Genomic DNA, 24,551 nt, shown 5'->3' on the forward strand with positions numbered 1-24,551 from the left:
TCAAGCCGGCCGTTTTCGGCTGCATTCATCACTTTGCGAGTGCGAAAGGAAATATCATGGATATTCCGGGGGCTGACAATTCGATCAAACGTATTGATGTTGCGGCCGCTATCGATTCTGCTTCGATCGGCTGGTTCACGATTTCGATCGTCGTGATGTGTGCAATCGTTGCGCTGCTCGACGGCTTTGATACGATTGCGATCTCATATGTGGCGCCGGTAATCGGAAAAGAGTGGAAATTATCGAAAGAGGCATTTGGACCAATTTTTTCCGCGCATTACGTTGGCGCGGCAATAGGCGCCGCTGTATTTGGCATGATTGCCGACCGGTGGGGCAGGCGCCTTGTTACCATAGCATCAACGACGCTGTTTGGCGTATCTGCGCTCTTCACGATTCTCGCTTACGATTTCAACTCGCTACTGATCGTCCGTCTCGTGACCGGATTGGGTCTCGGCGGCGCTCTGTCAACCGTGATTGCTCTCGTGGCTGAATACTCTCCGGCTCGCCATCGTGCCACGTTGGTGAGTTTGATGTATGCAGCCTTCCCGTTGGGTGGCGTACTGGGCGGACCGCTCTCTGCCTATTTAATACCGAACTTCGGTTGGCAAGCCGTATTCGTCGTCGGCGGTATTGCCCCGGTTGCTCTCACTCTGCTTCTTGCAATGGCGCTCCCCGAGTCCCTGCGGTTTCTCGTTTTGCGCAAGTCAGACCCAGATGGTGTGAGGAAGATTACGTCGCGTCTGTTTCCTGCACAGATGGGTGATTATATCGCATCTCCCGAAGCAAAACCGGAAGGCGTTTCCTCTGGGTTGCTGAGCAAGTGGTTCTCCCGCGATTTCGCAGGTCTGACTATCCTGCTGTCGTTGGCCTCTTTCGTGACTCAGCTGATAATCGTGTTCGTGTATACGTGGATGCCGACGCTGCTGACGTCGGCCGGTCTGCCCCTTAGCCAGGCTATCCTGGCGTCGGCCACGTTCTCCCTTGGGGGAATCATGGGCTCTCTCCTGCTTGCGCGTCTCATCGACCGCCAGAACTCATATGGATCGTTGGTGGGGGCCTATCTGGGCGCCGCCGTTGCTGTTGGAGCAATCGGGTTCACGTCCAGCACTGCCTGGCTGATGATTGCGGTTTGTCTCGCGGGGGTGACGATCGTCGGTGCCCAGATCAATCTGAGCGCCTACACCGCCGCCATCTATCCAACGGCTATCCGTTCGACAGGAGTCGGTTGGGCGGTTGGTGTTGGCCGGTTGGGTGCCATCGCTGGGGCCTTGCTCGGAACCGGCCTTCTCGCCGCGGGACTCGAACTGCATGCGCAGTATCTGATTGCTGGAGCGCCTGCGGTGCTGGCCGGTGTGGCCGTGGCCTTGACACGGGGCCGAAATCTCGCGGGAGTCGAAATGACGATGCGTGAGCGGGAACTCGCAAGTTGAACTCGCGCCCAATCATGCACGAAGGAGGTCCTAACAGCGCCATGCCCTATGTCACGGAAGCGACCATAACGGACATCGTGCTTGAGCGGTGGCGCGCTGTTCCCGATGCGCGGCTACGTCAGATCATGAGCGCAATGATCTCACATCTGCATAGCTTCGTTCGAGAGATCGAGCCGACAGAAGATGAATGGATGGCGCCGCAATCGAATGGTTGACACGGACCGGCAAGCAATCGAACGACAAGCGCCAGGAGTTCATTCTTGCCTCGGACGTAGTTGGTGTCAGTATGCTCGTCGATTGCATCAACCACCGCCTCGCGGGCGAAGCCACGCCGACGACCGTGACGGGGCCATTTCACGTTCATGGTTCGCCGGATCTTCCCGACGGTGCAGACCTAGCCAAGGATGCGCCAGGCGAACTCTGCTACATCTCTGGTTCGGTGCGTAACCTGGACGGCGAACCAATTGTTGGGGCTATCCTTGACATTTGGCAGGCCGATGGCGAAGGGCTTTACGACGCACAGCGTGGCGCGTTGGAGCCCTGGATGCGAGGTGTCTTCAAATCGGTCGAGGGAGGCCGGTTTGCGGTGCAGACCGTGTTGCCGGTCCCTTACCCGATCCCTATGGACGGTAGCGTCGGCGAGATCATGCGCCAGACCAATATCAGCGCAATGCGACCAGCGCATATTCATTTCTGCATAGAGGCGGAAGGGTACCGTCGTCTCGTCACTCATGTGTTCAGGAAGTCGTGCCCTTATGTTGAGACCGACGTGGTTTTCGGCGTAAAAGCGCCCCTGATTGCCGAGTTCAAGTCGATGCCAGCGGGTACCAAAACGCCGATCGGCAAGATTGCCGACCGACCGTTTTGGCTGCTTGAATATGACTTCATTCTCCAGCCTGCAGCGGAGTATGCCGAGTTGAAAAGGTGACTGGCGGGCCCGTACGCTTCTGCTCGCCTGCGCTTGTACAATTGAGCAAGGTTTCAAGAGATCGCTGACTGCGTCGAAGGCAGAGCCAAGGGCCGTAGACAGCCAGCGCCGGCTTCGTCAGGTGCAGGGCGGGAAACGGCTCTCCGTGCGCGGAACTGAGTTTTCATTAGTCTAGCGCTGGGGTGCGAAAGGATGCTGTGGAGTTCCGCTGCAAAGGGAGAGATATTTGTCGTCGACGACGATGTAACGACACGTGAAACGTTGACGTCGGTGCTCGAAGGAGCCGGTTACCGGGCTGTCTGCTTTGCAGACAAGGTAGCGCTCCTGTCCCAGATCCGGCTGCAGCTTCCGGTTTGCGTGATCCTGGAGGTCCGCATGCCCGATCGGGAGGGCCTTGAGATACTTAAGAAGCTGAATGCCGACGGCCGCCCGGCGCCGATCTTCGTGACATCTTTCGTCGGCGATATAGCCACGGCTGTCGAGTCCATCCGCAACGGAGCTCATGACTTTATCGAGAAGCCGATCGACGTCGCTGATCTACTCGAACGTATTGAGACGGCGATCGGATACAAGCATTCGACCATGGATGTGCTCTCGCACATCACGTTGCATGTTCCCGGCTGCGAACCCTTCACACGTCGGGAGCGCGAGGTATTGACGCGGATCGCCATGGGCGAGACCAGCAAGGAAGCCGCGCGGACGTTGGGTTTGAGTTCGCGTACGGTCGAAAGCTACCGGGCCGGCATCATGCGAAAGGTCGGCGTACGGAACACCGCTGAACTGCTAGGCCGCGTTTTGGGTCGAGGCAACACGACGTAACGTCCTTCTGCCCGTGAGGTCCGTTGCTCGGAAACGCCTTTTCTCGGCCATGCCACTACCGAAGGGCAATGAAATCTATCGTTTCCCGCCCGGAGGCTTGCCGCCGAATTCGGAGTAGACCACCGCCCGTAGCCATTGGTTGCCTGGGTCTCGGTCAAAGCGCTCGTGCCAATACTGGGCGATCTCAAAGGCTGGCAATTTGATAGGAGGTTTTGCGAGCTGCATGTCCAGTTCACGTGCGAGTAAGGCTGCCATGGGCCCCGGCATGGTCGCTACGGCGCCTGTGCTTTTGGCGAGGATAGCAGCCGTCGTGAAAGTTGGCACATGAGCGATGATGTTCTTTGCAGGTAGTTGCCCTTCCAGCGATCGTTCGGCTACCTGATGTGGATGACCAGTACCCGCCGCGGTGATGAAGATATGCCGCTCTTCCATGAATTCACTCAAGGAGGGTGATTTGCGCAGCCGGGGATGATCTTTCTGGAAGATGCACATGTGCTGTCCGGAAAATAGCTTCTGCCGGCGAATCCCTGGAACTAGCAACGGAAATTCACCGATCGCGAGGTCGATGTCGCCAGATTCCAGCGACTGGTGCAGACTTTGCATTCCCACCTGAGCAGCTCGCAGTCGCACACCCGGGGCCGAGGAGAGGAGGGTCTTGATGATGGGTGGTAGCAACACGATCACGCCGGCATCGAGCGTGAAGACCCGAAAGACGCGTCTCGACAAGGATGCGTCGAACCGAGTCTGTTCGCTACGCAGTCGCTGCAGGCCATCGAGTACGGCTCGGACGGGCTTCTCAAGCTCTAACGCCTTCGCCGTCGGCTCCATGTGCAACGCTACCCGAACGAACAACGGGTCGTCGAAATATCGGCGTAGCCGCGCCAGTGTCTTGCTCAATGCGGGCTGCTGAGTATGTAGCGCCTCGGCGGCGCGAGTTATGCTGCGCTCGCGAAACAGGACATCCAGAACCCGAAGCGCGTGCAGGTCGAGTTCTTCAGCGTGCTTACCAGCCGTACTGTCCATCGTTTTCCGCCGGGGAGCCTTGGCAACCATCTCGACGGCGAGGATAGCAACAGCCTTGCGGGATGCCAAATCTAGGTCGGGAGGGTACTGGCAAGGGAGGTGATCGGCACTTGGATCGCGAGGGTTGAGCAGCGTGTGCTGTCAGGTCGCAGCGGACGAGGGCCAGGTTCTTGGAGGCCCGCCCCTAACGGCCCGCGCCGCCAAATCGACACGCAAGCGGTCAGCGTTGGCCCAAGAAAGTGGGGCATCGCTGGAATGATGTTTTTCGCAGTGGTCTCGATATGACGCGCAAGAATTCGACAGGCGCCGTCGGCGTCACGTTTCAGGATTACCGAAAGCAGCTCTTCTGCTCGGCCGCAATATCCCGACGCGGTGGGTTTCTCGGCGTGACCGCCACCATCATTTCAGCACGCTAAAGGGCCGTTCTCTGAAATACGGAAACACTACCGAAACTGCAGTGAACTGCGCATGCACCCGACCGATCTATTCGACGGTACAACGGAGTGGGAGCTTCTTGGGTCTACCGACATATACGAACAGCCGCTTACATATTCCGCCGGCGCTATTGAAATTGCGAGAAACGAGAAATGGGTTCTATTCAAATTCCGCCAATTAGTCTTCTTGACAGATACACGGGCAAGGAGGTCCTGCCTCTCTACACGGCGCGAGTCAAGGTAACGGGTGGGGAAGCCCGCCACGGAAGAGCTTCAGGTGTAGCTAGATCCGACGATGGTGCGCTTAGTGTCGATCTACGTCTCCCGAAAGAACTTGGGGGGCGCGGCGATGGAACAAATCCAGAGCAGCTTTTTGCAGCGGGTCTTGCAGCTTGCTTCCATGGTGCTCTCAATTTGATAGCCTCCAGGGGCAAAATCCCGGTGCGAGATTGTTCAGTTCAAGTCAGTGTGACGTTTGGAAGAGACCCCTCTGATGGATTGTTTCTGCTGAAGGTCGATACGGAGGTCACCCTTCCTGGCATTGATCGTACGATCGCGCGGGAGCTCATTAAGGAAACCGAGCGAGTTTGCCCATACTCCAAAGTACTCCGGAAGGGGTGCGAGAACACCGTGTGGCTAACATGAGGGGTGCGTTGGACAACCGCTTTTGAATTGATATGACGCGAGCAACCGTCCGAAGGGCTCGATCCTTCTCTCTGTACAGTCCTGCCGTTGAGTACGGCTTACACTGTATCCTTTGGCTGATTGGGCCTAGACGCGACCCGATCAGCAGCCGCGATCTCGCAGACTTTCAGGGTGTCTCTACCGCGCTACTAGCCAAGGTGATGCCCCGGCTGAAAAAAGCGGGTCTTGTGCTTTCACAGGACGGAATTCGAGGTGGCTATCGTTTGGCTCGAGAGCCGCATGAAATCACGGTACTAGACGTGGTCGATGCTATCGAAGCCGGTCGACGCATCTTTGATTGCCGGGAGGTACGGCGAGGATGCGCGCTGTTCAACGGCGCTGTGCCGGTCTGGGCTACCATGGGGCCCTGCGCAATTCACGCAGCGATGAGACGAGCCGAACAAAGCATGCGCCTGGAACTGGCGCAAACAACATTGCTAGACCTGGCCAATCAGTTGGCGCCCCCGATTACCTTCTATGATGACGTGGGGAGATGGTTTGATCAAAGGGCGGTCGATCGCGAGAAGTCGCGCGTCGCTGCCGTACGGAACAGTGGCCTTAGGCGCCGATTGTAGGAGGTCAAGCGTAGGAACAGCTTCGGCTTACAAGATTCCGGACCTTTCAGCGTCGAGGCTAATCCGTTCGTCGGTTTGGAAAAGGTGGGCTCGACTGTCGAACCCACCTTTCCGCTGTCAGGCGACCTTCTGCGCCGGACGATCATTGTCTTCGACGGGATGTATGGCACGAAGTCCTATTTGGACCCGGTTCCAAACATTGATTGAGCCGATCATCATCGTCAGATAACCGATTTCCTTTTCATTGAACTGAGCTTCCAAAGCCGCGTAGTCCGCGTCCGGAGCTCCTGTCCCAGCGACTTGAGTGAGGGTCTCCGTCCACTGGAGGGCTGCCCGCTCTCGATCGGAGAATAGCGGCGACTCTCGCCAGGCACTCAGCATGTGCAGCCTCATATTGCTATCGCCGCCCTTAATCGCCTCCTTCACGTGCATGTTGATGCAGAAGGCGCAACCGTTGATCTGGGAGGCACGAAGCTTGACGAGCATTGCCAGACCAGGCTCGATTCCTCCGGAAGCAAGCGCCTCCTCAACTCCCATCAATGCCTTTACCACGTCGGGTGCAGCCTTAAAGATGTTCGACCGTGCTTTCATTGAGATCAATCCTTTCCTGATTTGGTTACAAAGGCGGCGTGATTATCGAGCAAACGTGGTGAGCTCTGCATCGTCGGTGTCGACGACGAATATTGCGAGGATCTTCGCAGGGTTCACCTTGCTCGCATTAGCGCTCACCTGATGGCGATCCCCGGGATTTTCGGTCCAGAATTCTCCGGCCTTGTACGTTCGCGGAGGCTGTTCATTTACGCCGCTTTGCACCTCGCCTTCCAAGACGTAGGCCAGGATAAATGCAGACTTGGCATGGGTGTGAGGCGGTGAAGACGCACCCGGTTCATACTTGACTACAACCGTCTTAAGCGACTTTCCCGGAAGATTTGGAATCTTGCCCGCGAAATCGATCATGACGGATGTTCCGGTAGCCTTGTTCTGATGTGAGTCATCAGCCATTGCGCTGCTGCCGATGAGTGCGAGTCCTACAGCGAGCGTTGCGAGGTGTCTCTTCATTTGATTGTCCTCTTGTCTACTTCGCTCCCGTCCCTTCGGACGAGAAAAAGGCTGCTCCCTTCCATCCAAGCTCAATTGGGCGGCCCTAACGCGTCTTTTATCGGTCCGCGTTAGAGCCGATAGTGCCAAAAGAGCTCTAAATGAGTGTACCAAGCTGTACGCCTCCGGCGGCGGCCGCCTTGCGAAGTGGGTTGAGGATTAAGAACCTGTCTCTATGGACAGTGATAGGCGCAGCGCCCAAGTCGAGCGGCTTCAGGTGGTGGACACAGGCCGGCGACGGCGCTGGTCTGAGGAGGAGAAGCTCAAGATCGTAGTGGAGAGCTTTCAGGGTCCCCGCCAGGTCGCGGCAACGGCACGGCGATACGGCCTTTCGCGGTCGCTGCTGCTGCGATGGCGCCGGTCTTTTCATCCCGAGCCAAAGGATGCCGCCGGCACACAATTGGGCTTCGTCCCAGCGAAGTTGGTCCCAGATCCAGAGGTGACGTGTCGCGCGGCGATCAGGATGGAAGGCGCATTGCCTCGCCCTAATTGTTACCAGATGCTGAGCCGTTGCCTCACGTAAATTGCTCCCTTGGATCGGGAGCGAGCGGGGGCGAAGATGGGCTGGCTAAGCATGGCAACGCGGAAGGAACTGACGGCGGCAGCAGGCGCGCGCTATCGGCGTTCGGATCGCGCGAAGAAGACGCGGATATTGGACGAGTTCGTCGACATCACCGGATTCCATCGCAAGCATGCGATGCGACTACTTCGAGGTCAGGAAGACGCGCGCCCAAGCCGAAGAGCGCGACGTCGAATGTATAATGAGGTAGAACACAACGCGCTCGTGCTCCTTTGGGAGGCGTCAGACCGGATCTGCGGGAAGCGGCTGAAGGCGTTAATGCCTGCGTTGATTGAGGCGATGGAACGGCATGGCCACCTCGACCTTACCCCCGAGATCCGCGACAAACTTTTGGCAATGAGCGCTGCGACGATCGACCGCGCATTGGTGGGGGTCCGAGAAGGATTAGGTCGCAAGCGTCGGCGGCACGCGACGCACTCGTTGCGTCGCAGTGTTCCAATAAGGACGTCGGCGGATTGGAATGATCCGGCGCCCGGATTCGTCGAGGCCGACCTTGTCGCGCATAGCGGTCCATCTGCGCGCGGCAGCTTCATCCAGACCCTCGTGCTCACCGACATTGCTACCGGCTGGACGGAGTGCGCTCCTCTGATCGTGCGCGAACAAACGCTGTTGAGCACGGTGCTGACGGAATTGCGCAAACAATTGCCGTTTGCGCTGCTCGGCTTCGATACTGACAATGATACGGTGTTCATAAACGAGACGCTGAAAGCCTACTGCGAGGCGGCCAACATCGTCTTCACGCGTTGCCGGCCCTACCGAAAAAATGACCAGGCGTTCGTCGAGCAGAAGAACGGCGCCGTCGTGCGCAGGATAGTCGGCTATCGTCGGTTCGAGGGCCTGGAAGCGGCCAAGCTGCTGGCTGAACTCTATCGATCGGCGCGGCTGTTCGTGAACTTCTTCCAACCCTCGTTCAAATTGATAGCCAAGCAGCGCGACGGTGCCCGTGTACGCAAGACATACAGCGCGCCGGCTACACCACACCAGCGCCTGGCAGCGGACGCCCGCACGCCTGACGCTGTCCGCCATCATCTCCAAGAAATCTATGCCGCTCTCGATCCAGTCGCGTTGTTGCGCGACATCCGCGACGTGCAGGAGCGCCTCGCGGCCCTCGCTGATACCCAACCAATCGGCCATCCTGCTGTGGCATCGCAACCGATCGATCGCTTCCTGGCAAGCTTGCGCACGGCCTGGAAGGACGGAGCCATGCGACCGACGGATCGGCCACTCGTGAAGGCGAAAAGAGGCCGACGTCGTCCCGACCCGCTCATCCGAGCAACGCCAGATTTGCGAAAATGGTTTGAAGCTGAGCCTTGGCGGACTGGCAGCGAACTGCTCTCGCGCTTGCAGATGGAATATCCTGGAGCCTATCCGAACAAGCTTCTTCGAACCCTTCAACGTCGGCTGAAATCCTGGCGCAGCGAGCAAGCGAATGCGCTGCTGTTCGCTCCTAGCGAGAAAATGCCGCCAGGGTACGAGGTCACAACACCCCAATGACGTGCGAGGTACCAGCGGAGGAGGCCGGGCGCTCCGAAACCCCGGCCATCTCCGCACCCGGCCTCCTCCTCAACTCAAGCCAGGAGCAAAATAAATGAGGCAACCGATCGCACCCGGGAGCATCAGTACATGAGGCAATACGAGCTCGGCGACAAGGTCAAGGCCAGCTTTGTCGCCAGCGACCGCACCTATGGCGCACGCCGGGTGTGGCGTGATCTGCTCGCTGACGGGGCGGATTGCGGCCTGCACCGGATTGAGCGGCTGATGCGCCTGCAAGGCTTGCGGGCGCGGCCGCGACGTCGGCGCTTGCCGAAGGATGCCGGCGATCGACAGCTTGAGGCCGTACCGGCGAACCTCCTTGACCGGCAGTTCGCCGCCGAGCGTCCCAACCAGAAATGGATCGCCGACTTCACCTATTTCTGGACGGCCGAAGGCTGGCTCTATGTCGCAGCGGTGATCGACCTGTTCTCACGTCGGGTGGTCGGCTGGTCGATGAGTGCCGCCATGACAGCACAGCTCGTCACGGACGCATTGTTGATGGCCGTCTGGCGACGCGGCAAGCCGGATGCGCTGTTGCATCACTCCGATCAGGGCAGCCAGTACACCAGCGAACAGTTCCAGCGCCTGATGGCCGATCACGGCATCGTTTGCAGCATGAGCCGCTCCGGCAACGTCTGGGACAACGCGGCGATGGAGAGCTTCTTCTCCTCGCTGAAAACCGAGCGTACGGCCAACAAGATTTATCGAACCAGAGACGAGGCACGCGCCGATGTGTTCGACTACATCGAACGATTTTACAACACGACCCGAAGGCACTCGACCATCGGCTATCTCAGCCCTGTTGAGTTCGAGCGCAAGGTGGGATTAGCTTAACCGGGTGTCCATCAAACCGGCAGCAGCTCATTCAAAGATCGGCTGCGAGAGATTTACCGGACGCTTGATCCGGTGGCATTGCTGGCACAGATGCAGGACGCTCAGAATGAGCTGGGTAAGCGCGTGGATCAACGGGCTGGAAGGCCAGCGATGACTGTCGCGCAGGGCCACAGCGACTTGGCGGCCTTTGCCCGAGAGCTCGGCGATGGATGGAAACAGGGTGAGCAGCGAGGCATTCATCGGCGTCGCTATGTGCGGCACAAGCCTGTGCCACGTCGGCCATCGATGCTCGACCCCTACACTCCCATTATCGAGGAATGGCTCGCCGCGGCTCCGCACTTGTCCGCGGTTGATCTTCTCTCCCGGCTGGAAGCGCATGCGCCGGGTCGGTTCAGCGGCCATCAGCGGCGCACGGTGCAGCGGTTGATGAAGAATTGGCGATCAAAGGCCGCTCGACAGCTTATCAGCAGCACAGAGATCACACTATCGGTCCAAGCTTCGCGCCTTCGTATTTAATCCTGACAGGTTCTTTCGCCGAAGCACCGCAAGCTGCTCGCTTGCTACGGCGTTCTGGAGGGCGCGCTTCGCGAGCGGCTTGCTCCGACTCGCGGCAGCCGATCGAGACAGACATCAGTGTGCGCTTCGGTAACATTGTCATCTGAGGCAATATGAGGGGGCAGTTTTCCATGGCGCGCGACATTGGAGCGAGAGCTCAAGTTTTTCAATCGGTTAGAGAGCGTCGTGTGCACGACGTGTGCACCGGGAGATCAAGAAAAATCTAACCGCGGCCAACGTGAGCAGCCTTGTGGCGCATGTGCATGATCTGAATTTGCGAGGGCAGGAGGCGGGCGAGTACTCACGTGCAGTCTCGGCTGTCGACGCGGGATAGTCGAAAATCGTGGGTTTGACTCCCACTCTCCCCGCCATTTGCACGATTTTTATGCCCAACTACGATTTTCTGCGACAATTCGCCGACCGATCATGCCTCAATCTTGGCGGCATGCTCCGGGCGGTGAGGCGCGATCGCGCTAACGATACCTCGTCGGGGCTTCATTACAAGGCTGGTGATCTCCAGAAAATTGCGGCGGCGTAGACCTGTACGCCTCGATCAGAACGCTGCGTCGAACTGAATGCGAGAACGCGACCGTCCTCGTACATGAGGGCATAGACGCGCGCATGAGCATCGACGCGGAGAGAATCCAGAAATCAACGGTCAGTTGATCATCGGCTGCAGCGCCAAGAGGGCAGTACTGTCTGATGGCACGAACGCTCCGACGAGCTTTTGTCAGGAAACGACGTGCGGCTGTCCTGATCCAAAGCATGCTGTTTCTTGTCCAAAACAGGCCCCATTGCGAAATTGGAGTCAGAACCATCCAAGGCCACGACAGTGGACCGTAATCATGGCGAGCTGAAAAGGAGCAGGTGAGATGACCCCCGACAGCTTCATTCCTCACGCTAGTCAGGAGCAAACTCTTTCAACAATGATGGCCTGGCGCGTTCACGAGTTCGGGTCACCAGAGATCATGAAGTTCGAGCGCATCCCGCGGCCCGGGCCCGGCCCTGGCGAGGTCCTGGTCAAAGTCAAAGCCGCCGGGGTCGGACCATGGGACGGCTGGATCAGAGCTGGGAAGAGCGCTTTGCCGCAACCGCTACCGCTCACTCTGGGTTCGGATCTGTCCGGTGAAATCGTTGCCATTGGCCCGGACGTCGCCGAGCTACGCGTGGGAGATCAGGTTTACGGTGTTACGAATCCGCAGTTTGTCGGTGCCTATGCCGAGTACGCTGTGGCGTCCGCTGGGATGGTTTCGAACAAGCCAACCTCGCTAACCCACGTCGAAGCCGCCTCCGTTCCTGTCGTTGCCATCACCGCATGGCAGGCATTGTTTGATCACGCCCAACTCAAAGCAGGTCAAACAGTGGTTATTCGGGGAGCGGCCGGTAATGTGGGATCCTATGCTGTTCAACTGGCTCGTCAGGCAGGGGTGCAAACCATCGCAACCGTATCGACGGGGGACATTTCCGCCGCGCGCGACCTCGGCGCAACACCGTCATTGATTATCGGACTCAGCGCTTTGAGGAAGTAGTACGCGATGCGGACGCTGTCATTGATCTGGTCGGCGGCGAAACTCAAGACCGCTCATTCCAGGTCCTTCGTCGCGGCGGCAAGCTGATCTCAGCAGTGTCCCGCCCGGATCAGGATCTTGCAAAGCGCTACGGTGTTGAAGCCACCTTCTTTTTGGTCGACGTCACGAGCCAATATCTGACGAAGATCGCTCGCTTCATCGATGGTGGAAAGCTGCGAACAAACGTCGCAGCAGTCTTACCCCTCGCGGATGCGCGCGAGGCTCATTTGATGCTGGAACGCGTGCGGCCTCAGCCGAAAGGAAAGATCGTGCTCGACGTCGGAGCGAGTTGATCAACATCATTTCGTCGTTGTGCCCGCGCGCAACGCGCAGCCAAGCCCACACTAACTCTTGAAAGGACGCAACAATGACAACCCCAAATCTCGCCCAGGCTCTCGTCATTCCCGATTCGTTGCTCGCGAAAGAGGCGACAGACATCCTGCGCGAACATTCCACCGATTTGCTGTTTAATCACTCGATCCGCGTCTACCTGTTCGCGGCTGAGCAGGGTCGTCAGAGGAATCTGCGCTTCGACCGTGAGCTCCTTTACGTCGCTGCCGCATTTCACGATCTCGGCCTGATCAAGAAGTTCTCGAGCCCAGACGAGCGCTTCGAGGTCGATGGCGCAAATGCCGCCCGACAGTTTCTTAGCACCCACAACATCGCTGAAGTTCAGGTGCAGACCGTCTGGGAAGCAATCGCGCTGCACACCACTCCCGGCATCCCGAAGTACATGGGTCCCGAAGTCGCGCTCCTCAATTCCGGTGTTCTTCTCGATGTCATCGGGGTGGGGTTCGATCAGTTCCCGGCGGAGCTGCGCGAGGAAATTGTCGCCAAGTACCCGCGCACAAATTTCAAAGAAGGGTTCATTCAGGAGTATTTTGCCGGTTTTGCGCACAAGCCAGCGACGACGTATGGCACCGTCAACGCCGCTGTCTGCGAACGTTTCATCCCGGGGTTCAAGAGCCCCAACGCCTGCGACCTGATCGCTGCGTCGCCCTTCCCGGATTCCCAGCACAAGGCTCACCATCATGACTAGGACCTATCCTGTGCTCCAGGAGCTCAATCCCGGTCGCGCACAAGCTACCAGCGCCGACTCGCTGGCCTCTCTCATCTGGCTGACCCTCGGCGCTTTTGCCATCGGCACCGAGGGGTTCATGATCGCCGGGCTGCTCCCGGCCCTGGCGCGAGACCTGAACGTCGGATTGCCAGCCGCCGGTCATCTGGTCACCGCCTTCTCCCTCGCTTATGCCATCGGCGCGCCGGTCATGGCCGTGTTGACGGCCGGGCTGGAGCGGCGTCGCCTACTGGTCGTCGCCATGGGCGGCTTCGCCCTGAGCAATTGGCTTGCCGCGCTGGCGCCGAGCTATGCCGGGCTGTTGGCCGCGCGGCTGCTGTTGGCCCTGTCCGCAGCAAGCTTCATGCCGACGGCCAGCGGATATGCCGCCGCGCTGGGCGGTCCGGAGCGGCGTGGCCGTGCCCTGTCCACGATCACCACCGGGTTGAGCCTGGCTATCATCGCCGGCGTGCCGCTGGGCGTACTGGTGGGGCAGGGCTTCGGCTGGCGCACCACCTTTTTCGGTGTGGCGGGGCTGTCGGTGCTGTCGCTTCTTGGGATTCTCGCCCGGCTGCCGTGCCAACGGCCTGGCGTCACCGCTGGCCTTGGTGAGCGTCTGGCGCTGGCCAAGCGCCGCGATATCCTCGGGGTGCTGATGACGAGCGTGCTGACCGTGGCCGGCACTTTTACCCTCTACACTTATCTCAGTGTGTTCATAGCCGGCATCGGCGGCCTTGGTCCGCAAGCACTGGCGCCGGTCCTGTTGGGCTTTGGCCTGGCCAGTGCAGTCGGCACCCAGCTCAGCGGCAGCGCGTCGGACCATTGGGGCGCGCGCAGTGTCGTGATCGTTGGTGGGGGGCTCACCTTGCTGGCCTATCTTGCCTTCTCGCTCAGCGCGGCTTTCGCGCCGGCGCGGGCAATGCCTCTCCTGCTGCCAGCCATCCTGATTTGGGGTTTGGCCAGTTGGGGGCTGATAACGGCGCAGCAAGCGCGGCTGGTGACGTTGGCTCCGGCACTGGCGCCGATCAGTCTCTCGATGAATTCCTCGGCCATCTACCTCGGCAGCGCGATGGGTGCCGCGGCGGGCGCTGTGGTCATTGCCAATGGCGCGGTGGAGCGGCTCGGCTGGGTAGCTGCGGGATTCGCTGTGGCAGCCCTGTTGTCGGTGCTGCTCAGCGGCAGCGGCACATCAGGCCGAAGTGATGGCGGCGGCGATGGCTTCTCATCGGAAGCTTCACCATGACCATCGGTTCAACTCTGCGTTCTGGTTTCAAGCAGTTGCGTGAGCTCGTTAGAAGAGGAGGTGCGATGATGTCGATCAGTGGATTTGCCTATCGGATTGATGCCGTATCAAACCCTCGAGGTATGTCTGCAAAAGCAGCGAGAGGAGCATTGCGGACGGCCGCCGTCCCGCTGATAGCAGCAGCGATCGCCCTGGGAGCTTCACCAGCGATCGCGCAGGACCGGGAGCAGGTGAAAGTGGCCTTCGCGCACGCACTGCCGAATGTCGAAGGAAAGAGGCTGGTTGCCGTGACGGTGACTTATCCTCCCGGAGCCAAATCGTTGGCTCATCACCACGCAGCGTCGGCATTCATCTACGCCTACGTGCTGTCCGGGACCATCCGCAGTCAAGTCGGCGAGGAACCCGGGAAGATCTATCACGCCGGCGAAAGCTTTTACGAAATGCCCGGTTCACATCACAGGGTCAGTGAGAACGCGAGTGACAAGGAGTCCGCCAGCTTACTGGCGGTCTTCGTTGTGGATTCCAAGGACGAGCCCTTGACCACGCCAGACAAGGCGCCCGGATCACAATAATGGCGCGAGAAATTCGCCGGTTGCCCTGACGATCTTTTTTGGACCTGCATGGGTCGCTTGGTTGGCCGCTGGAGAGCAAAATCGACCAATAGAAGTCCATAGCCCCTTGGTGACCCCGGATACACGGATGTTCGTTCTGTTGCCTCCCGGATCGCGCCAGGCCTTTTGCAGGGGCCGAACTCCCTGCATAATAAGGCTCCAGGGTGGAGAGGCAGTCACAGGTGCCGGTACAAGCTGTCGCGATCGTCGTCTGTGAGGGGGTCCAGGCCCTGGATGTGGCGGGGCCGATGGATGTGTTCAGCGAGGCGAACACGTTTCTCGGCAGCGCGGATCGCTACGAAACTGTACTGGTTGCTGCTCACCGCAAACCGCTGCGCGCGTCGAACGGCATACGCATGGTCGCCGACCTGACCTTCGAGGAGGCGGCGGGCGGTTTCGACATCGTTCTGGTGGCGGGCACTCCGACGCCACCGGAAGCGGAGCCCGAACCGTGCCTGCTTCAGTGGGTCAAGGAGCTGCCGTGGCGCTCGAGCGTCTATGGATCAATCTGCACAGGGGCTTTTGTGCTCGGCTATGCCGGACTCCTCGACGATCGGCGAGTCACGACCCATTGGCAGGATGCACAGGCGCTGGCGGCGAGATTCCCGAAGGCGAAAGTCGAACCGGACTTGATCTATGTGCGCGATGGACGGCTGATCACCGCGGCGGGTGTGACGGCTGGGATAGATCTGGGCTTGGCGCTCGTCGGGCAGCGGCACGGCGCGGAAACGGCACTCAAGGTTGCCAAGCGTTTGGTCGTGGTTGCGCAGCGCCAGGGCGGACAGTCGCAGTTCAGTCCCTATCTCACGGCACCTGCCGATCCTGAATCGCCGATCGCACGCATCCAGGACCATGTCATGGCCAACATTGGGGATCGCCATACGCTGGAGTCGCTTGCCGCCGTCGTCGGCATGAGCCCCCGGAACCTGGCCCGGCATTTCGGGCAGGTGACCGGGACCACACCGCACGAATTCATCGAGCGCGCCCGTATTGATGCCGCGCGCATGATGCTGGAAGCAAGCGACCGACCGCTGAAGGCCATTGCCTTCGATTGCGGCTTCGGATCGGCGGATCGGATGAGGATTGTCTTCAGCACCCGTCTCGGCGTGACCCCTGTCCAATATCGCGCCAGCTTCCGGCGAGCAGAACCGGAATAGTTCGCGAGCTATCCGAGGACGAAACTGCGGGCTCCTACTGCCCTGAAGGCTCCGAGCGGCCTTTTGTCAGGAAACGACGTACGGCTGTCCTGATCCGTGGCATCCCGCCTGTTGTCCGGAGCAGGGCTCTGTTGCCTAATCCCGACAAGCAACCAGCGTGTTATCCAACCGAGGAGATTGCTCCATGTCCGAGATCATCGCCGGCATCCGCGTGCCTGACAGCGCCATCGCGCGCGCAGCCACGCAGCTCGTGCGCGATACCGAAGATGACCTGCTCTACAACCATAGTCGCCGTGTCTTCCTGTGGGGCGCGCTCACGGGCGAGCGCCGCGGACTGAAATACGACCCGGAACTGCTTTACCTCGGCGCCATGTTTCACGACATGGGCCTCACCGAGAAATATTCGAGCCCCGATCTGCGCTTCGAGGTTGACGGCGCCAATGCCGCCCGCAACTTCATGAAAAGCTACGGCGTGCCCGAACGTGACATCGAGGACGTCTGGACAGCGATCGCGCTCCACACTACGCCGGGGATCCCTGAGCATATGCGCCCGACCATCGCGCTGGTGACCGCCGGTGTGGGGATGGACGTGCTCGGCATCGCCTATCACGACTTCACGCATGAACAGCGCGACCATGTCTGCATCCATCATCCGCGCGAGGCAAATTTCAAGGAGAATATCATCGATCACTTCGCCAACGGCATCATCAAAAAGCCGCTGACGACGTTCGGAAATGTGAAGGCCGACGTCCTGGCGCTGAAGGACATGAACTATGCCCGTCAGAACTTCTGCTCGATCATCCTTGGCTCAGCCTGGCCGCACTGAGCGCTCGTTGCTCCGAGCCGAGGAAGCCGAGATGGATACCAGCCGTACGAGCATGTCCGGTCCTGAACGAGCCGCCATCGGCACGAGTGAGGGAGATGTCGCTGTGCAGAGCCCGATGATCAGATTTTGGCCGGCCGATTTGCGTGCCGCGAGTTTTGCAACGCTCCAGTCCCGCGACGCACAATCGAGCAGATCCTCCGTATCGCAAGGTTCGCTCCCAGCGGTGCGAACATCCAGCCCTGGCACGTCTACGTGCTGGCTGGCGCGGCCAAGGACAGAGTTTCGACGGCGCTGTTGGACGCGCACGAAAGTTTGCGCGACGAGCACGTCGCGGAGTACAAATACTACGCCAGTGATTTACCGGACCCGTACCTCAAACGGAGGCAAGAAGACAGTTACTCCGTCTTCATCCGCCAGTGCGCTTAGGAGCGGGCACCCCGCAGCGCGTGTTCGACTGGCTGCATTATCATGCGATCATCCGGCAGATGGTGCGCGCCGAATTGATGGCGGGTCTTGCCATCCTGATTACCGAGCACATCGGCACCAGCAAGATCCCGGCGGTGCAGCCGCGAGTGGCGAAGTTTGTCGGCTTTCATTAGGCTATGATTGCCCACGTGGTGGCATCCGAGGAGCTTGGTTTTCTGACGCCGGGCGGCCACTACAAACCGAACATCCTGATCTACGATTTCGGCCGCGCCTACTACCTGGAGCATTTCTCTTCGATGATCTGCGAGCTGCTCGATCTCTGCGGCCGGAGCGCACTGCTGTTTCCGAGCGAAGGACAGTGGAGCGACGAAAAGCTCGGTCCCTGGCTGGAAAAGCTCAACACCGGGCCCAACGGCAAGCCGCATGACCGACTCAAGATCGGTCGCGTGATTCGGGACCTCTACCTGTCGGACTGGGGCGGGCGACTGTTCATGTTCGAGAATTTCAATGGTACGCCGCTGATGGCGATCCGTTCGCTGACCATGCAGCGCGCAGAATTCTCCGCCGGCAGCCCGTACGTTCAACTGGCGCGGAAAGTCTGCGGCATCGATTTGAACCAGGACTCCGCCACAGAATACAGCACCTCTGCGGCCTATGCCCGCGCGCAGGACGCAGGCGCACAGGCGAGTGCCGCGGCTTCAGCAGCCCGCCGTAAGAACGCGACTGAGGAGTTGATCGATCCGCGCATATAGAACACTGACCGCGGACGCCAGGACAGCTCTGGCGTCCGCTGACAGAACGGCCATCGGCGGGCCATGAAAGAACTGTGCCTGATACGTGGCCCTAGCGTACCAAGGAGATTGTCATGGCCTATGTCACCGAAACGACCATCACCGATATCGTGCTCGAGCGGTGGATGGCAGTTCCGGATCCGCGGCCGCGCAGATCATGCAGTCGATGATTACGCACCTGCACGCCTTCGTTCGAGAGATCGAGCCGACGGAGGAGGAGTGGATGACTGCGATCGAATGGCTGACCCGGACCGGGAAGCAGTCGCATGACAAGCGGCAGGAGTTCATTCTTGCTTCGGATGTGGTCGGCGTCAGCATGCTGGTCGACTGTATCAACCACCGTTTCTCGAGCGAGGCGACGCCGACTACCGTCACAGGGCCATTCCACGTGCATGATTCCCCGGAACTCGCCGATGGGGCGGACATTGCCAAGGGTGCGCCGGGCGAGCCTTGTTACGTTACTGGTTCGGTGCGCAACCTGAGTGGTGTGCCGATTGCCGGTGCCACGCTCGACATCTGGCAGGCTGATGGAGAAGGGCTTTACGATGCCCAGCGCGGCAGTGACGAGCCGTGGATGCGCGGCATCTTCAAGTCGGGCGATGATGGGCGCTTCGTCGTGCAGACCGTGCTCCCGGTGCCCTACTCGATTCCCATGGATGGCAGCGTCGGCGAGGTGATGAGCCGAACAGAGATCAGCCCGATGCGGCCGTCGCATATTCACTTCCTGATCGAGGCGCAGGGTCACCACCATAGGCGTTAAGTTTATTCTTGAGTGTTGGAATCACACGTGATTCCAAGGGGCATGGCAGACGAATCGCTTCTAAATGAGGACTGGACGAGAGTGGTTGCGCAGCTGGGTGGGGCTGAGCAGCTTGAGATAAGCGCGCGCCAGACGAAGGCTTTCGCGCGGCGGCGCCAAATTCCAGACGCGGTGGCGTTGCTTCGGCTGATGCTGGCCTATTGTTTAGGGGAAAGAGGATTGAGATCGACAGCTGTGTGGGCGGCTTCTGTTGGCCTTGCGGACCTCAGCAGCGTGGCGTTGTTCTATCGCCTGCGTCAATGTGGCGATTGGTTTGCAGTGCTGGTGGAGAGCTTGCTCGATGCGGCAGCGCCGAAGGCGAGCCGAGGCCGCCTGATCCGCATCGTCGATGCGACGACAGTACCTCAGGCCGGGCCGACTGCCCGCAGGAGCAGTGAGCTTTGGCGGCTTCATAGTGCATTTGATCTGCCAAGTGAGCGCTTTGGTCACTTCGAGCTAACGGATCAGCAAGAGGGCGAAACGTTTGACCGGATACCAGTAGTCAAGAACGAGATCCGCATTGCTGACCGCGCTTATCTGCAACCTGACCGCATCGCGGCTGTCCGCGCGGCTGGTGCCGACGTTCTGATCCGAGCAGGCTGGAAGAACGCGCGCTGGCTTGATGCCCAAGGCCTTCCATTCGATCTGATGGCCCAATTGCGTGCGGCAAAGGCACGCGGACTGATCGATCGGAGGATTTGGATCAAACGCAAGGACGGGGCGCCTCTGGCTATGCGTCTGGTTGCGGTCAAGAAGCCCACCGGTGCGGCCGCGGCTTCGCGTCGTAAAGCTCGGCGAGACGCACGCGACGAAAACCGCATCATCTCCAAAGGGACTCTGGAAGCCGCGGATTGGGTCATTCTGGTCACGTCGCTCGCACGGGACGAGTTCTCCGCCAAGGATGTGCTTGCACTCTATCGACTGCGATGGCGGATCGAACTTGGCTTCAAGCGACTGAAAAGCCTGATTGGTCTCAAGACACCGCCTGGAACTGATCAGCGTTCGGCGAAGCCCTACCTGCTGGCTCACCTCTTGATTATCCTGCTGCTCGAGCCGCTTGTCCGCGACTTCGAGGACTCTCCCCACTGGAAGCAGGCCGCCTGACGACACCTGGCGGTTGGCGTATCTTGCAACAACTCGTTGCATCCTTGCTGCAAGCAATCATTCCACAACCAACCATCCGCCGCTTGCGCCGCAGTAAGCGAGCGCTCGGGCGGCACCTGCGCGAGCCTCCCCGAAAACGTCAATATCAATCAATGCTTGCGCTACCTTAACGCCTATGGGGTCACCACCGCGTGGTCACGCATCTCTTCAAGAAATCATGTCCCTATATCGAGACCGACGTGGTCTATGGCGTGAAGGCGCCGCTGATAGCCGAGTTCAAGTTGATGCCGGCGGGCAGCACAACGCCGAAGGGCAAGATCGCCGAACGGCCGTTCTGGCTGCTCGAATATGATTTTGTACTGCAGCCCGCGGAGAATGCTTCGGTCGCGGCGCCGGCGAGCGCTGCGGCCTGAGGTCGAGTTCGCCACAGGGCGGAAACTAGCGCTTTCGTTCGGGCGGCTTGCCACCGAATTCGGCGTTGATGATCGAACGCAGCCATTGATTGCCGGGATCGCGGTCGAATCGTTCATGCCAATATTGCGCAATCTCGAACTCGGGCAGCTTGACCGGTGGCTTCGCAAGCCGCATGTCGAGCTCGCGCGCAAGCACGGTCGCAACCGGCCCCGGCATCGTCGCGACCGCATTGGTGCTCTTGGCCAGGATCGCGGCGGTGGTGAAGCTCGGCACATGCGCGATGATGTTCCTCGCCGGTAGCTGGCTCTCCAGCGATCGTTCGGCCACCTGGTGCGGATGACCGGTACCGACCGCGGTGATGAAGATGTGCTGTTCTTCGAGGAAGTCGGCGACCGACGGCAATCGGCGGAGCCGCGGATGATCCTTTTGGAAAATGCACATGTGCTGGCCAGAGAACAATTTCTGCCGCTTGATGCCAGGGATAAGCAGCGGGAATTCGCCAATCGCGAGATCGATCTCGCCGGACTCGAGCGAGGTGTGCAGGTTCTGCAGTCCGACCTGGGCCGCCCGCAATCGCACATTGGGCGCTGAGCCGAGCAGGGTCTTGATGACGGGCGGCAGCAGCACAATGACGCCGGCATCGAGTGTGAACACGCGAAACTCCCGTGTCGACTGCGACGCGTCGAACCGGCTCTGCTCGCTGCGCAGGCGCTGGAAGCCGTCAAGCAGTGCCCGCACCGGCTTCTCCAGTTCGAGCGCTTTCGCGGTTGGCTCCATGTGCAGCGCGACGCGGACAAACACGGGGTCGTTGAAATAGACGCGCAAGCGCGCCAGCGTCTTGCTCAGGGCAGGCTGCTGAGTATGGAGCGCATCGGCGGCACGCGTGATGCTGCGCTCGCGGAACAGCACGTCGAGGACCCGAAGCGCGTGCAGGTCGAGATCCTCAGTGTGCTTTGCCGGAATAGTCTTCATATCTGCCCAACGATAGCTTAGCCGCGCCTCCCACACTACGCTAGCGCGACTTGCGGAAGGGGCCAAAAGAAATGGATACTCGTATGAGGTCTTTCACCTTCGAAGCCTCTCCGGGACGCATCGTGTTTGGAGCCGGCGGCATCGATTACCTGCCGAGTGAAGTCGAGCGGCTCGGCGCGAGTCGCGCACTTGTATTATCGACATCCCAGCAAGCGAGGATCGCGAGCGATCTTTCGATGCGTCTGGGCGAGCGCAGTGTCGGCATCCATCCGCATGCGGTGATGCACGTGCCGATCGAGATCGCGCGCACGGCAATCAAGGAGGCTGGGCGGCTTGGTGCAGATTGCGTGATCGCGGCCGGCGGCGGTTCGACAATCGGGCTCGCCAAGGTAATCGCGCTTCAGTCCACTCTCCCGATCCTGACAGTGCCGACCACTTATGCGGGTTCCGAGATGACTTCCATCTACGGATTGACGGAAGGGGGACTGAAGAGGACCGGGAGAGACGTGCGGGTTTTACCCAAGACCGTGATCTACGATCCGTGTCTCACACTAGATCTGCCGCTGAAGATGTCGATCCCGAGCGGATTCAATGCGATCGCCCACGCGGCCGAGGCGCTTTAGCGAAGATCCTCGAGATCTCAATAGCCGCAGCGATTGCCTGTACGGCGCTTGGCTTTGCGGTGCGGTGCTGGGAATGTCCAATATGGCGCTGCATCACAAGCTTTGCCACGTGCTCGGCGGCACCTGGAATTTGCCACACGCGCAGACCCATACCGTCCTTCTGTCGCATGTGCTGGCCTACAACGCTGCCGCCGCTCCGGATGCGATGGAGCGGATCGAGCGCGCCATGAATACGCCGAACGCGGTCAGTGCAATACTCGCACTGATGCAAAGATTGGGCGCGCCAATGTCTCTAGAGGAGCTTGGCATGAAACGCGCTGATCTTGTGCGTGCAGCGTTGCTCGTCATGGAGCTGCCGTACCACAATCCGAGGCCAGTGACTTACGAGGGTGTCTTGGCTTTGCTCGAGGACGCGCTCATGGGACGTGTTGATTATTCCTGATCGGGTGCAACGTCGAGGGTGGAAGAATCAACGGCGTTTCTTATGCTCGGCTAGGGAATCATTTGGGATACGCTAGGCGAGGCCGTGTACCCATGAAGCTGGCCGGCAACGCAACATCTCGCTCTTTGTCCAAAACAGGACGACATCCGCCGCAGCAAATTGCTGGAGATCAACCGGGGGGAGCGCGCAGTTCGCGCGCTGCTGCACGGACCATTTCCGTGAGAGACGTCATGGTGTACGGCTTTTGCAGCCATCCAAGCGGTGCGGCGGGCTGAGCTCGCAAACGGGACTCGTGATCGGAATGCGCGCTCGCGAAAATGCAGCGGAGACCCAGCGAACGGAACAATTCGAGGGCCGTATCGATGCCGTCGCGGTCGCCGGCAATTCGAATATCCATGACCGCTAAGATAGGACCTTCCGCCTGCGCCAGTCGCAACGCTTCTTGGCCAGTTGTAGCGATACCGACGATTTCAAAACCGGCATCGCATAGGGTCGCCTCCATCTCGCTTGCAACGAGCAAATCGTCTTCAACGATAAGGATGCGGTCATTGTTGTTCGACGGCGTCTCCGATACGAGCCGGTCGTCAGGCGCAAGCACCGGCTCTCGCGGCCCATGCGGCGGGCCCGACGGAATTCCCCTGGTTGGAGCGCTGACGATTTCTTTGTTCACTAAGAATAGACCTATTGGAATCGAATTGTGCAACGGCTGGCGGGCTTCGCGACGACTTCAAGATGGCCGCGCAGTTGGCGCGCAAGCAACTGAACGAGCTTCAATCCGGACGAGCGGTCGCTGACCGACTGCAAATCGAAGCCCGGACCATCGTCTTCCACGTAGAGCTCAAAACCGTCGCCATTAGCCAAGCCGACGCGGATCTGACCTTCGCGGCCATGGCACCCGTACTTGGCGGCATTGGTCAGCAATTCGTTCAGGATCAAAGCGAGCGGCATAGCATCGTCATTGTCAAGGTCGCCGCTGGCGACCTCGCGAACGATTTTGAGATTTGGCGGAAATGCCTGCTGAGCGGCTTGACACACGGCATCGAGAAATTCGGTCGCACTGAACCTGTTCACCGCGCTCGCGCCGTAGAGCATCTGTTGCGCTGCCGCCATCGCGGCGATCCGGTTGGTCGCATCCTCCAGAACCTTTCTGGCCCCCTCATCTCTTGTCTGCCGCGTCGACATACGAAGCAATGATTGCAGCATCTGCATGTTGTTCTTGACGCGGTGATTCAGTTCACGGACCAGCACACGTTGTTGCGTCTCCGCCTGCTTACGTTCGCTGACGTCCACCAGCATGTTGATCCCCCCGATGACCTTGCCGGTGGAATCCCGGATCGGCGTCGGAAAGGGAATGAAAGGAATGCGAGTTCCATCCGGGCGTTCGGCAACTGCTTCCTTGCCCCTGATCGCACGTCCCTCTTTGAGGGTAATGGCCATGGGACATTGATCATGTGGCAATGGCGTGCCGTCAGGCCAATATAGCTTCCAGGTTACGCACCATCGGTCGCTACCGAGGGTCGGACGCCGTCCCGAAAACTCAACTGCGGCCTCATTGTAGTAGGTAATCTTGCCGTCGGCATCCGTCGTGTAGATGGCCGCGGGTATCGCCGCAAGCAGGTCTCGCAGGCGCTGTTCGCTTTCTTGCAGGGCGGACTCGGCGCGCTTTTGTAGGGTTATATCGCGCGCGATTTTTGAAGCTGCGATGACCCTGCCGGCCCTGTTCATCAACGGCGAGACGGAGAGAGAGATGTCGATGAGAGCACCGTCCTTGCGGCGGCGCACAGTCTGGTAATGATCAATCCGTTCGCCGCGGCGCAAGCGGGCGAGAATTCCGGGCTCCTCGTTTTGCTGCTCCGGCGGCATTAGAATCGTGACCGGCTTGCCCACGACCTCTTCAGCCCTGTACCCGAAGATGCGCTCGGCGCCGCTGTTCCAGGTTTCGATGACGCCGTCCAAATTCTTGCTGATGATAGCATCATCCGACGTCTCCACGATTGAGGCGAGCCGCCGCATGGCCTCTTCACC

General features: G+C 59.7%; 27 protein-coding genes and 3 pseudogenes. 22 read left to right on the forward strand and 8 right to left on the reverse strand.

What is annotated here, in order from left to right; all coding sequences use genetic code 11:
* Positions 1–56: 56 nt before the first annotated feature.
* The 4 genes from ACVWY3_RS03150 (at position 57) to ACVWY3_RS03165 (ending at position 3,177) form a co-directional block, all read left to right on the forward strand.
* On the forward strand, positions 57–1,430 hold the full coding sequence (locus tag ACVWY3_RS03150; protein ID WP_456837143.1) for an MFS transporter: 1,374 nt from the start codon (positions 57–59) through the stop codon (positions 1,428–1,430).
* Positions 1,431–1,471: 41 nt separating this feature from the next.
* Entirely contained in the window at positions 1,472–1,645 is a 174-nt protein-coding gene (locus ACVWY3_RS03155) for a dioxygenase (RefSeq protein WP_456837144.1), read from the forward strand.
* Positions 1,618–2,358 carry a dioxygenase family protein gene (locus tag ACVWY3_RS03160; protein ID WP_456837145.1) on the forward strand — a complete coding sequence of 247 codons (741 nt, stop codon included), beginning with the start codon at positions 1,618–1,620 and terminating at the stop codon, positions 2,356–2,358. The genes ACVWY3_RS03155 and ACVWY3_RS03160 overlap by 28 nt, the downstream gene beginning before the upstream one ends.
* 192 nt (positions 2,359–2,550) lie before the next feature.
* Positions 2,551–3,177, forward strand: a complete 627-nt coding sequence (locus ACVWY3_RS03165; protein WP_456837146.1) for a response regulator transcription factor — start codon at positions 2,551–2,553, stop codon at positions 3,175–3,177.
* 75 nt (positions 3,178–3,252) lie between these two features.
* Here ACVWY3_RS03165 and ACVWY3_RS03170 read toward each other — a convergent pair whose 3' ends face one another.
* On the reverse strand, positions 3,253–4,269 hold the full coding sequence (locus ACVWY3_RS03170; RefSeq protein WP_456837147.1) for a LysR family transcriptional regulator: 1,017 nt from the start codon (positions 4,267–4,269) through the stop codon (positions 3,253–3,255).
* Between the two features lie 518 nt (positions 4,270–4,787).
* Between ACVWY3_RS03170 and ACVWY3_RS03175 the strand changes: the two genes are divergently transcribed.
* The gene (locus ACVWY3_RS03175; protein WP_456837148.1) at positions 4,788–5,279 is read left to right on the forward strand and encodes an Ohr family peroxiredoxin; all 492 of its coding nucleotides are present in this window, start codon (positions 4,788–4,790) and stop codon (positions 5,277–5,279) included.
* Between the two features lie 32 nt (positions 5,280–5,311).
* A complete protein-coding gene (locus ACVWY3_RS03180) occupies positions 5,312–5,893 on the forward strand; it encodes an RrF2 family transcriptional regulator (protein ID WP_456837149.1) in 582 nt (193 codons plus the stop codon).
* A 117-nt stretch (positions 5,894–6,010) separates the two neighbouring features.
* Here the strand turns inward: ACVWY3_RS03180 and ACVWY3_RS03185 are convergent, their stop codons facing one another.
* The gene (locus ACVWY3_RS03185; protein WP_456837150.1) at positions 6,011–6,484 is read right to left on the reverse strand and encodes a carboxymuconolactone decarboxylase family protein; all 474 of its coding nucleotides are present in this window, start codon (positions 6,482–6,484) and stop codon (positions 6,011–6,013) included.
* 42 nt (positions 6,485–6,526) lie between these two features.
* The gene (locus tag ACVWY3_RS03190) at positions 6,527–6,952 is read right to left on the reverse strand and encodes a cupin domain-containing protein (protein ID WP_456837151.1); all 426 of its coding nucleotides are present in this window, start codon (positions 6,950–6,952) and stop codon (positions 6,527–6,529) included.
* A 214-nt stretch (positions 6,953–7,166) separates the two neighbouring features.
* On the opposite strand from ACVWY3_RS03190, the gene tnpA reads away from it, so the two are divergent.
* The 3 genes from tnpA (at position 7,167) to ACVWY3_RS03205 (ending at position 9,938) form a co-directional block, all read left to right on the forward strand.
* Complete coding sequence (tnpA, locus tag ACVWY3_RS03195) at positions 7,167–7,514, forward strand: IS66-like element accessory protein TnpA (protein WP_456837152.1); 348 nt, start codon at positions 7,167–7,169, stop codon at positions 7,512–7,514.
* Positions 7,515–7,550: 36 nt separating this feature from the next.
* Entirely contained in the window at positions 7,551–9,065 is a 1,515-nt protein-coding gene (locus tag ACVWY3_RS03200) for an ISNCY family transposase (protein ID WP_456837153.1), read from the forward strand.
* Between the two features lie 90 nt (positions 9,066–9,155).
* Positions 9,156–9,938: an IS3 family transposase gene (locus tag ACVWY3_RS03205; protein ID WP_456843277.1), complete on the forward strand. Its 783-nt coding sequence runs from the start codon at positions 9,156–9,158 to the stop codon at positions 9,936–9,938.
* Positions 9,939–9,965: 27 nt separating this feature from the next.
* On the opposite strand, the gene ACVWY3_RS03210 is transcribed toward ACVWY3_RS03205, so the two are convergent.
* Positions 9,966–10,340: a hypothetical protein gene (locus ACVWY3_RS03210; RefSeq protein WP_456837154.1), complete on the reverse strand. Its 375-nt coding sequence runs from the start codon at positions 10,338–10,340 to the stop codon at positions 9,966–9,968.
* 1,079 nt (positions 10,341–11,419) lie between these two features.
* Here ACVWY3_RS03210 and ACVWY3_RS03215 point away from each other — a divergent pair.
* The 11 genes and pseudogenes from ACVWY3_RS03215 (at position 11,420) to ACVWY3_RS03265 (ending at position 20,488) form a co-directional block, all read left to right on the forward strand.
* A pseudogene (locus ACVWY3_RS03215) lies at positions 11,420–12,354 on the forward strand (NADP-dependent oxidoreductase).
* Between the two features lie 74 nt (positions 12,355–12,428).
* A complete protein-coding gene (locus ACVWY3_RS03220; RefSeq protein ID WP_456837155.1) occupies positions 12,429–13,100 on the forward strand; it encodes an HD domain-containing protein in 672 nt (223 codons plus the stop codon).
* A complete protein-coding gene (locus ACVWY3_RS03225) occupies positions 13,093–14,361 on the forward strand; it encodes an MFS transporter (protein ID WP_456837156.1) in 1,269 nt (422 codons plus the stop codon). Before ACVWY3_RS03220 ends, ACVWY3_RS03225 begins: the two co-directional genes overlap by 8 nt.
* A gap of 149 nt (positions 14,362–14,510) precedes the next feature.
* Positions 14,511–14,933: a cupin domain-containing protein gene (locus tag ACVWY3_RS03230; protein WP_456843278.1), complete on the forward strand. Its 423-nt coding sequence runs from the start codon at positions 14,511–14,513 to the stop codon at positions 14,931–14,933.
* Positions 14,934–15,154: 221 nt separating this feature from the next.
* Complete coding sequence (locus ACVWY3_RS03235) at positions 15,155–16,129, forward strand: GlxA family transcriptional regulator (RefSeq protein WP_456837157.1); 975 nt, start codon at positions 15,155–15,157, stop codon at positions 16,127–16,129.
* Between the two features lie 184 nt (positions 16,130–16,313).
* Positions 16,314–16,955, forward strand: coding sequence for an HD domain-containing protein (locus tag ACVWY3_RS03240; RefSeq protein ID WP_456837158.1), 642 nt, complete (start codon positions 16,314–16,316; stop codon positions 16,953–16,955).
* Positions 16,956–17,081: 126 nt separating this feature from the next.
* Positions 17,082–17,381, forward strand: a complete 300-nt coding sequence (locus ACVWY3_RS03245; protein ID WP_456837159.1) for a nitroreductase family protein — start codon at positions 17,082–17,084, stop codon at positions 17,379–17,381.
* A gap of 20 nt (positions 17,382–17,401) precedes the next feature.
* Positions 17,402–18,133 (forward strand): annotated as a pseudogene (locus ACVWY3_RS03250) (4-hydroxyphenylacetate 3-hydroxylase C-terminal domain-containing protein).
* Positions 18,134–18,329: 196 nt separating this feature from the next.
* Positions 18,330–18,932 carry a dioxygenase gene (locus ACVWY3_RS03255; RefSeq protein ID WP_456837160.1) on the forward strand — a complete coding sequence of 201 codons (603 nt, stop codon included), beginning with the start codon at positions 18,330–18,332 and terminating at the stop codon, positions 18,930–18,932.
* A gap of 42 nt (positions 18,933–18,974) precedes the next feature.
* A complete protein-coding gene (locus ACVWY3_RS03260) occupies positions 18,975–20,075 on the forward strand; it encodes an IS4 family transposase (RefSeq protein WP_456837161.1) in 1,101 nt (366 codons plus the stop codon).
* A 191-nt stretch (positions 20,076–20,266) separates the two neighbouring features.
* A complete protein-coding gene (locus ACVWY3_RS03265; RefSeq protein WP_456837162.1) occupies positions 20,267–20,488 on the forward strand; it encodes a hypothetical protein in 222 nt (73 codons plus the stop codon).
* 25 nt (positions 20,489–20,513) lie between these two features.
* On the opposite strand, the gene ACVWY3_RS03270 is transcribed toward ACVWY3_RS03265, so the two are convergent.
* The gene (locus ACVWY3_RS03270) at positions 20,514–21,461 is read right to left on the reverse strand and encodes a LysR family transcriptional regulator (protein WP_456837163.1); all 948 of its coding nucleotides are present in this window, start codon (positions 21,459–21,461) and stop codon (positions 20,514–20,516) included.
* A gap of 122 nt (positions 21,462–21,583) precedes the next feature.
* Between ACVWY3_RS03270 and ACVWY3_RS03275 the strand changes: the two genes are divergently transcribed.
* On the forward strand, positions 21,584–22,084 hold the full coding sequence (locus tag ACVWY3_RS03275) for an iron-containing alcohol dehydrogenase (protein ID WP_456837164.1): 501 nt from the start codon (positions 21,584–21,586) through the stop codon (positions 22,082–22,084).
* Entirely contained in the window at positions 22,053–22,526 is a 474-nt protein-coding gene (locus tag ACVWY3_RS03280; protein ID WP_456837165.1) for a hypothetical protein, read from the forward strand. Before ACVWY3_RS03275 ends, ACVWY3_RS03280 begins: the two co-directional genes overlap by 32 nt.
* Positions 22,527–22,695: 169 nt before the next feature.
* Here ACVWY3_RS03280 and ACVWY3_RS03285 read toward each other — a convergent pair whose 3' ends face one another.
* The 3 genes and pseudogenes from ACVWY3_RS03285 to ACVWY3_RS03295 form a co-directional block, all read right to left on the reverse strand.
* The gene (locus tag ACVWY3_RS03285; RefSeq protein WP_456837166.1) at positions 22,696–23,124 is read right to left on the reverse strand and encodes a response regulator; all 429 of its coding nucleotides are present in this window, start codon (positions 23,122–23,124) and stop codon (positions 22,696–22,698) included.
* Between the two features lie 83 nt (positions 23,125–23,207).
* Positions 23,208–23,822, reverse strand: coding sequence for a sensor histidine kinase (locus ACVWY3_RS03290; protein WP_456843279.1), 615 nt, complete (start codon positions 23,820–23,822; stop codon positions 23,208–23,210).
* Positions 23,795–24,548: pseudogene (locus ACVWY3_RS03295) on the reverse strand (PAS domain-containing protein); the annotation flags it as partial. The gene ACVWY3_RS03290 and the pseudogene ACVWY3_RS03295, both read right to left, overlap by 28 nt.
* Positions 24,549–24,551: the final 3 nt, after the last annotated feature.

It is taken from the genome of Bradyrhizobium sp. USDA 4486 (assembly GCF_054057995.1).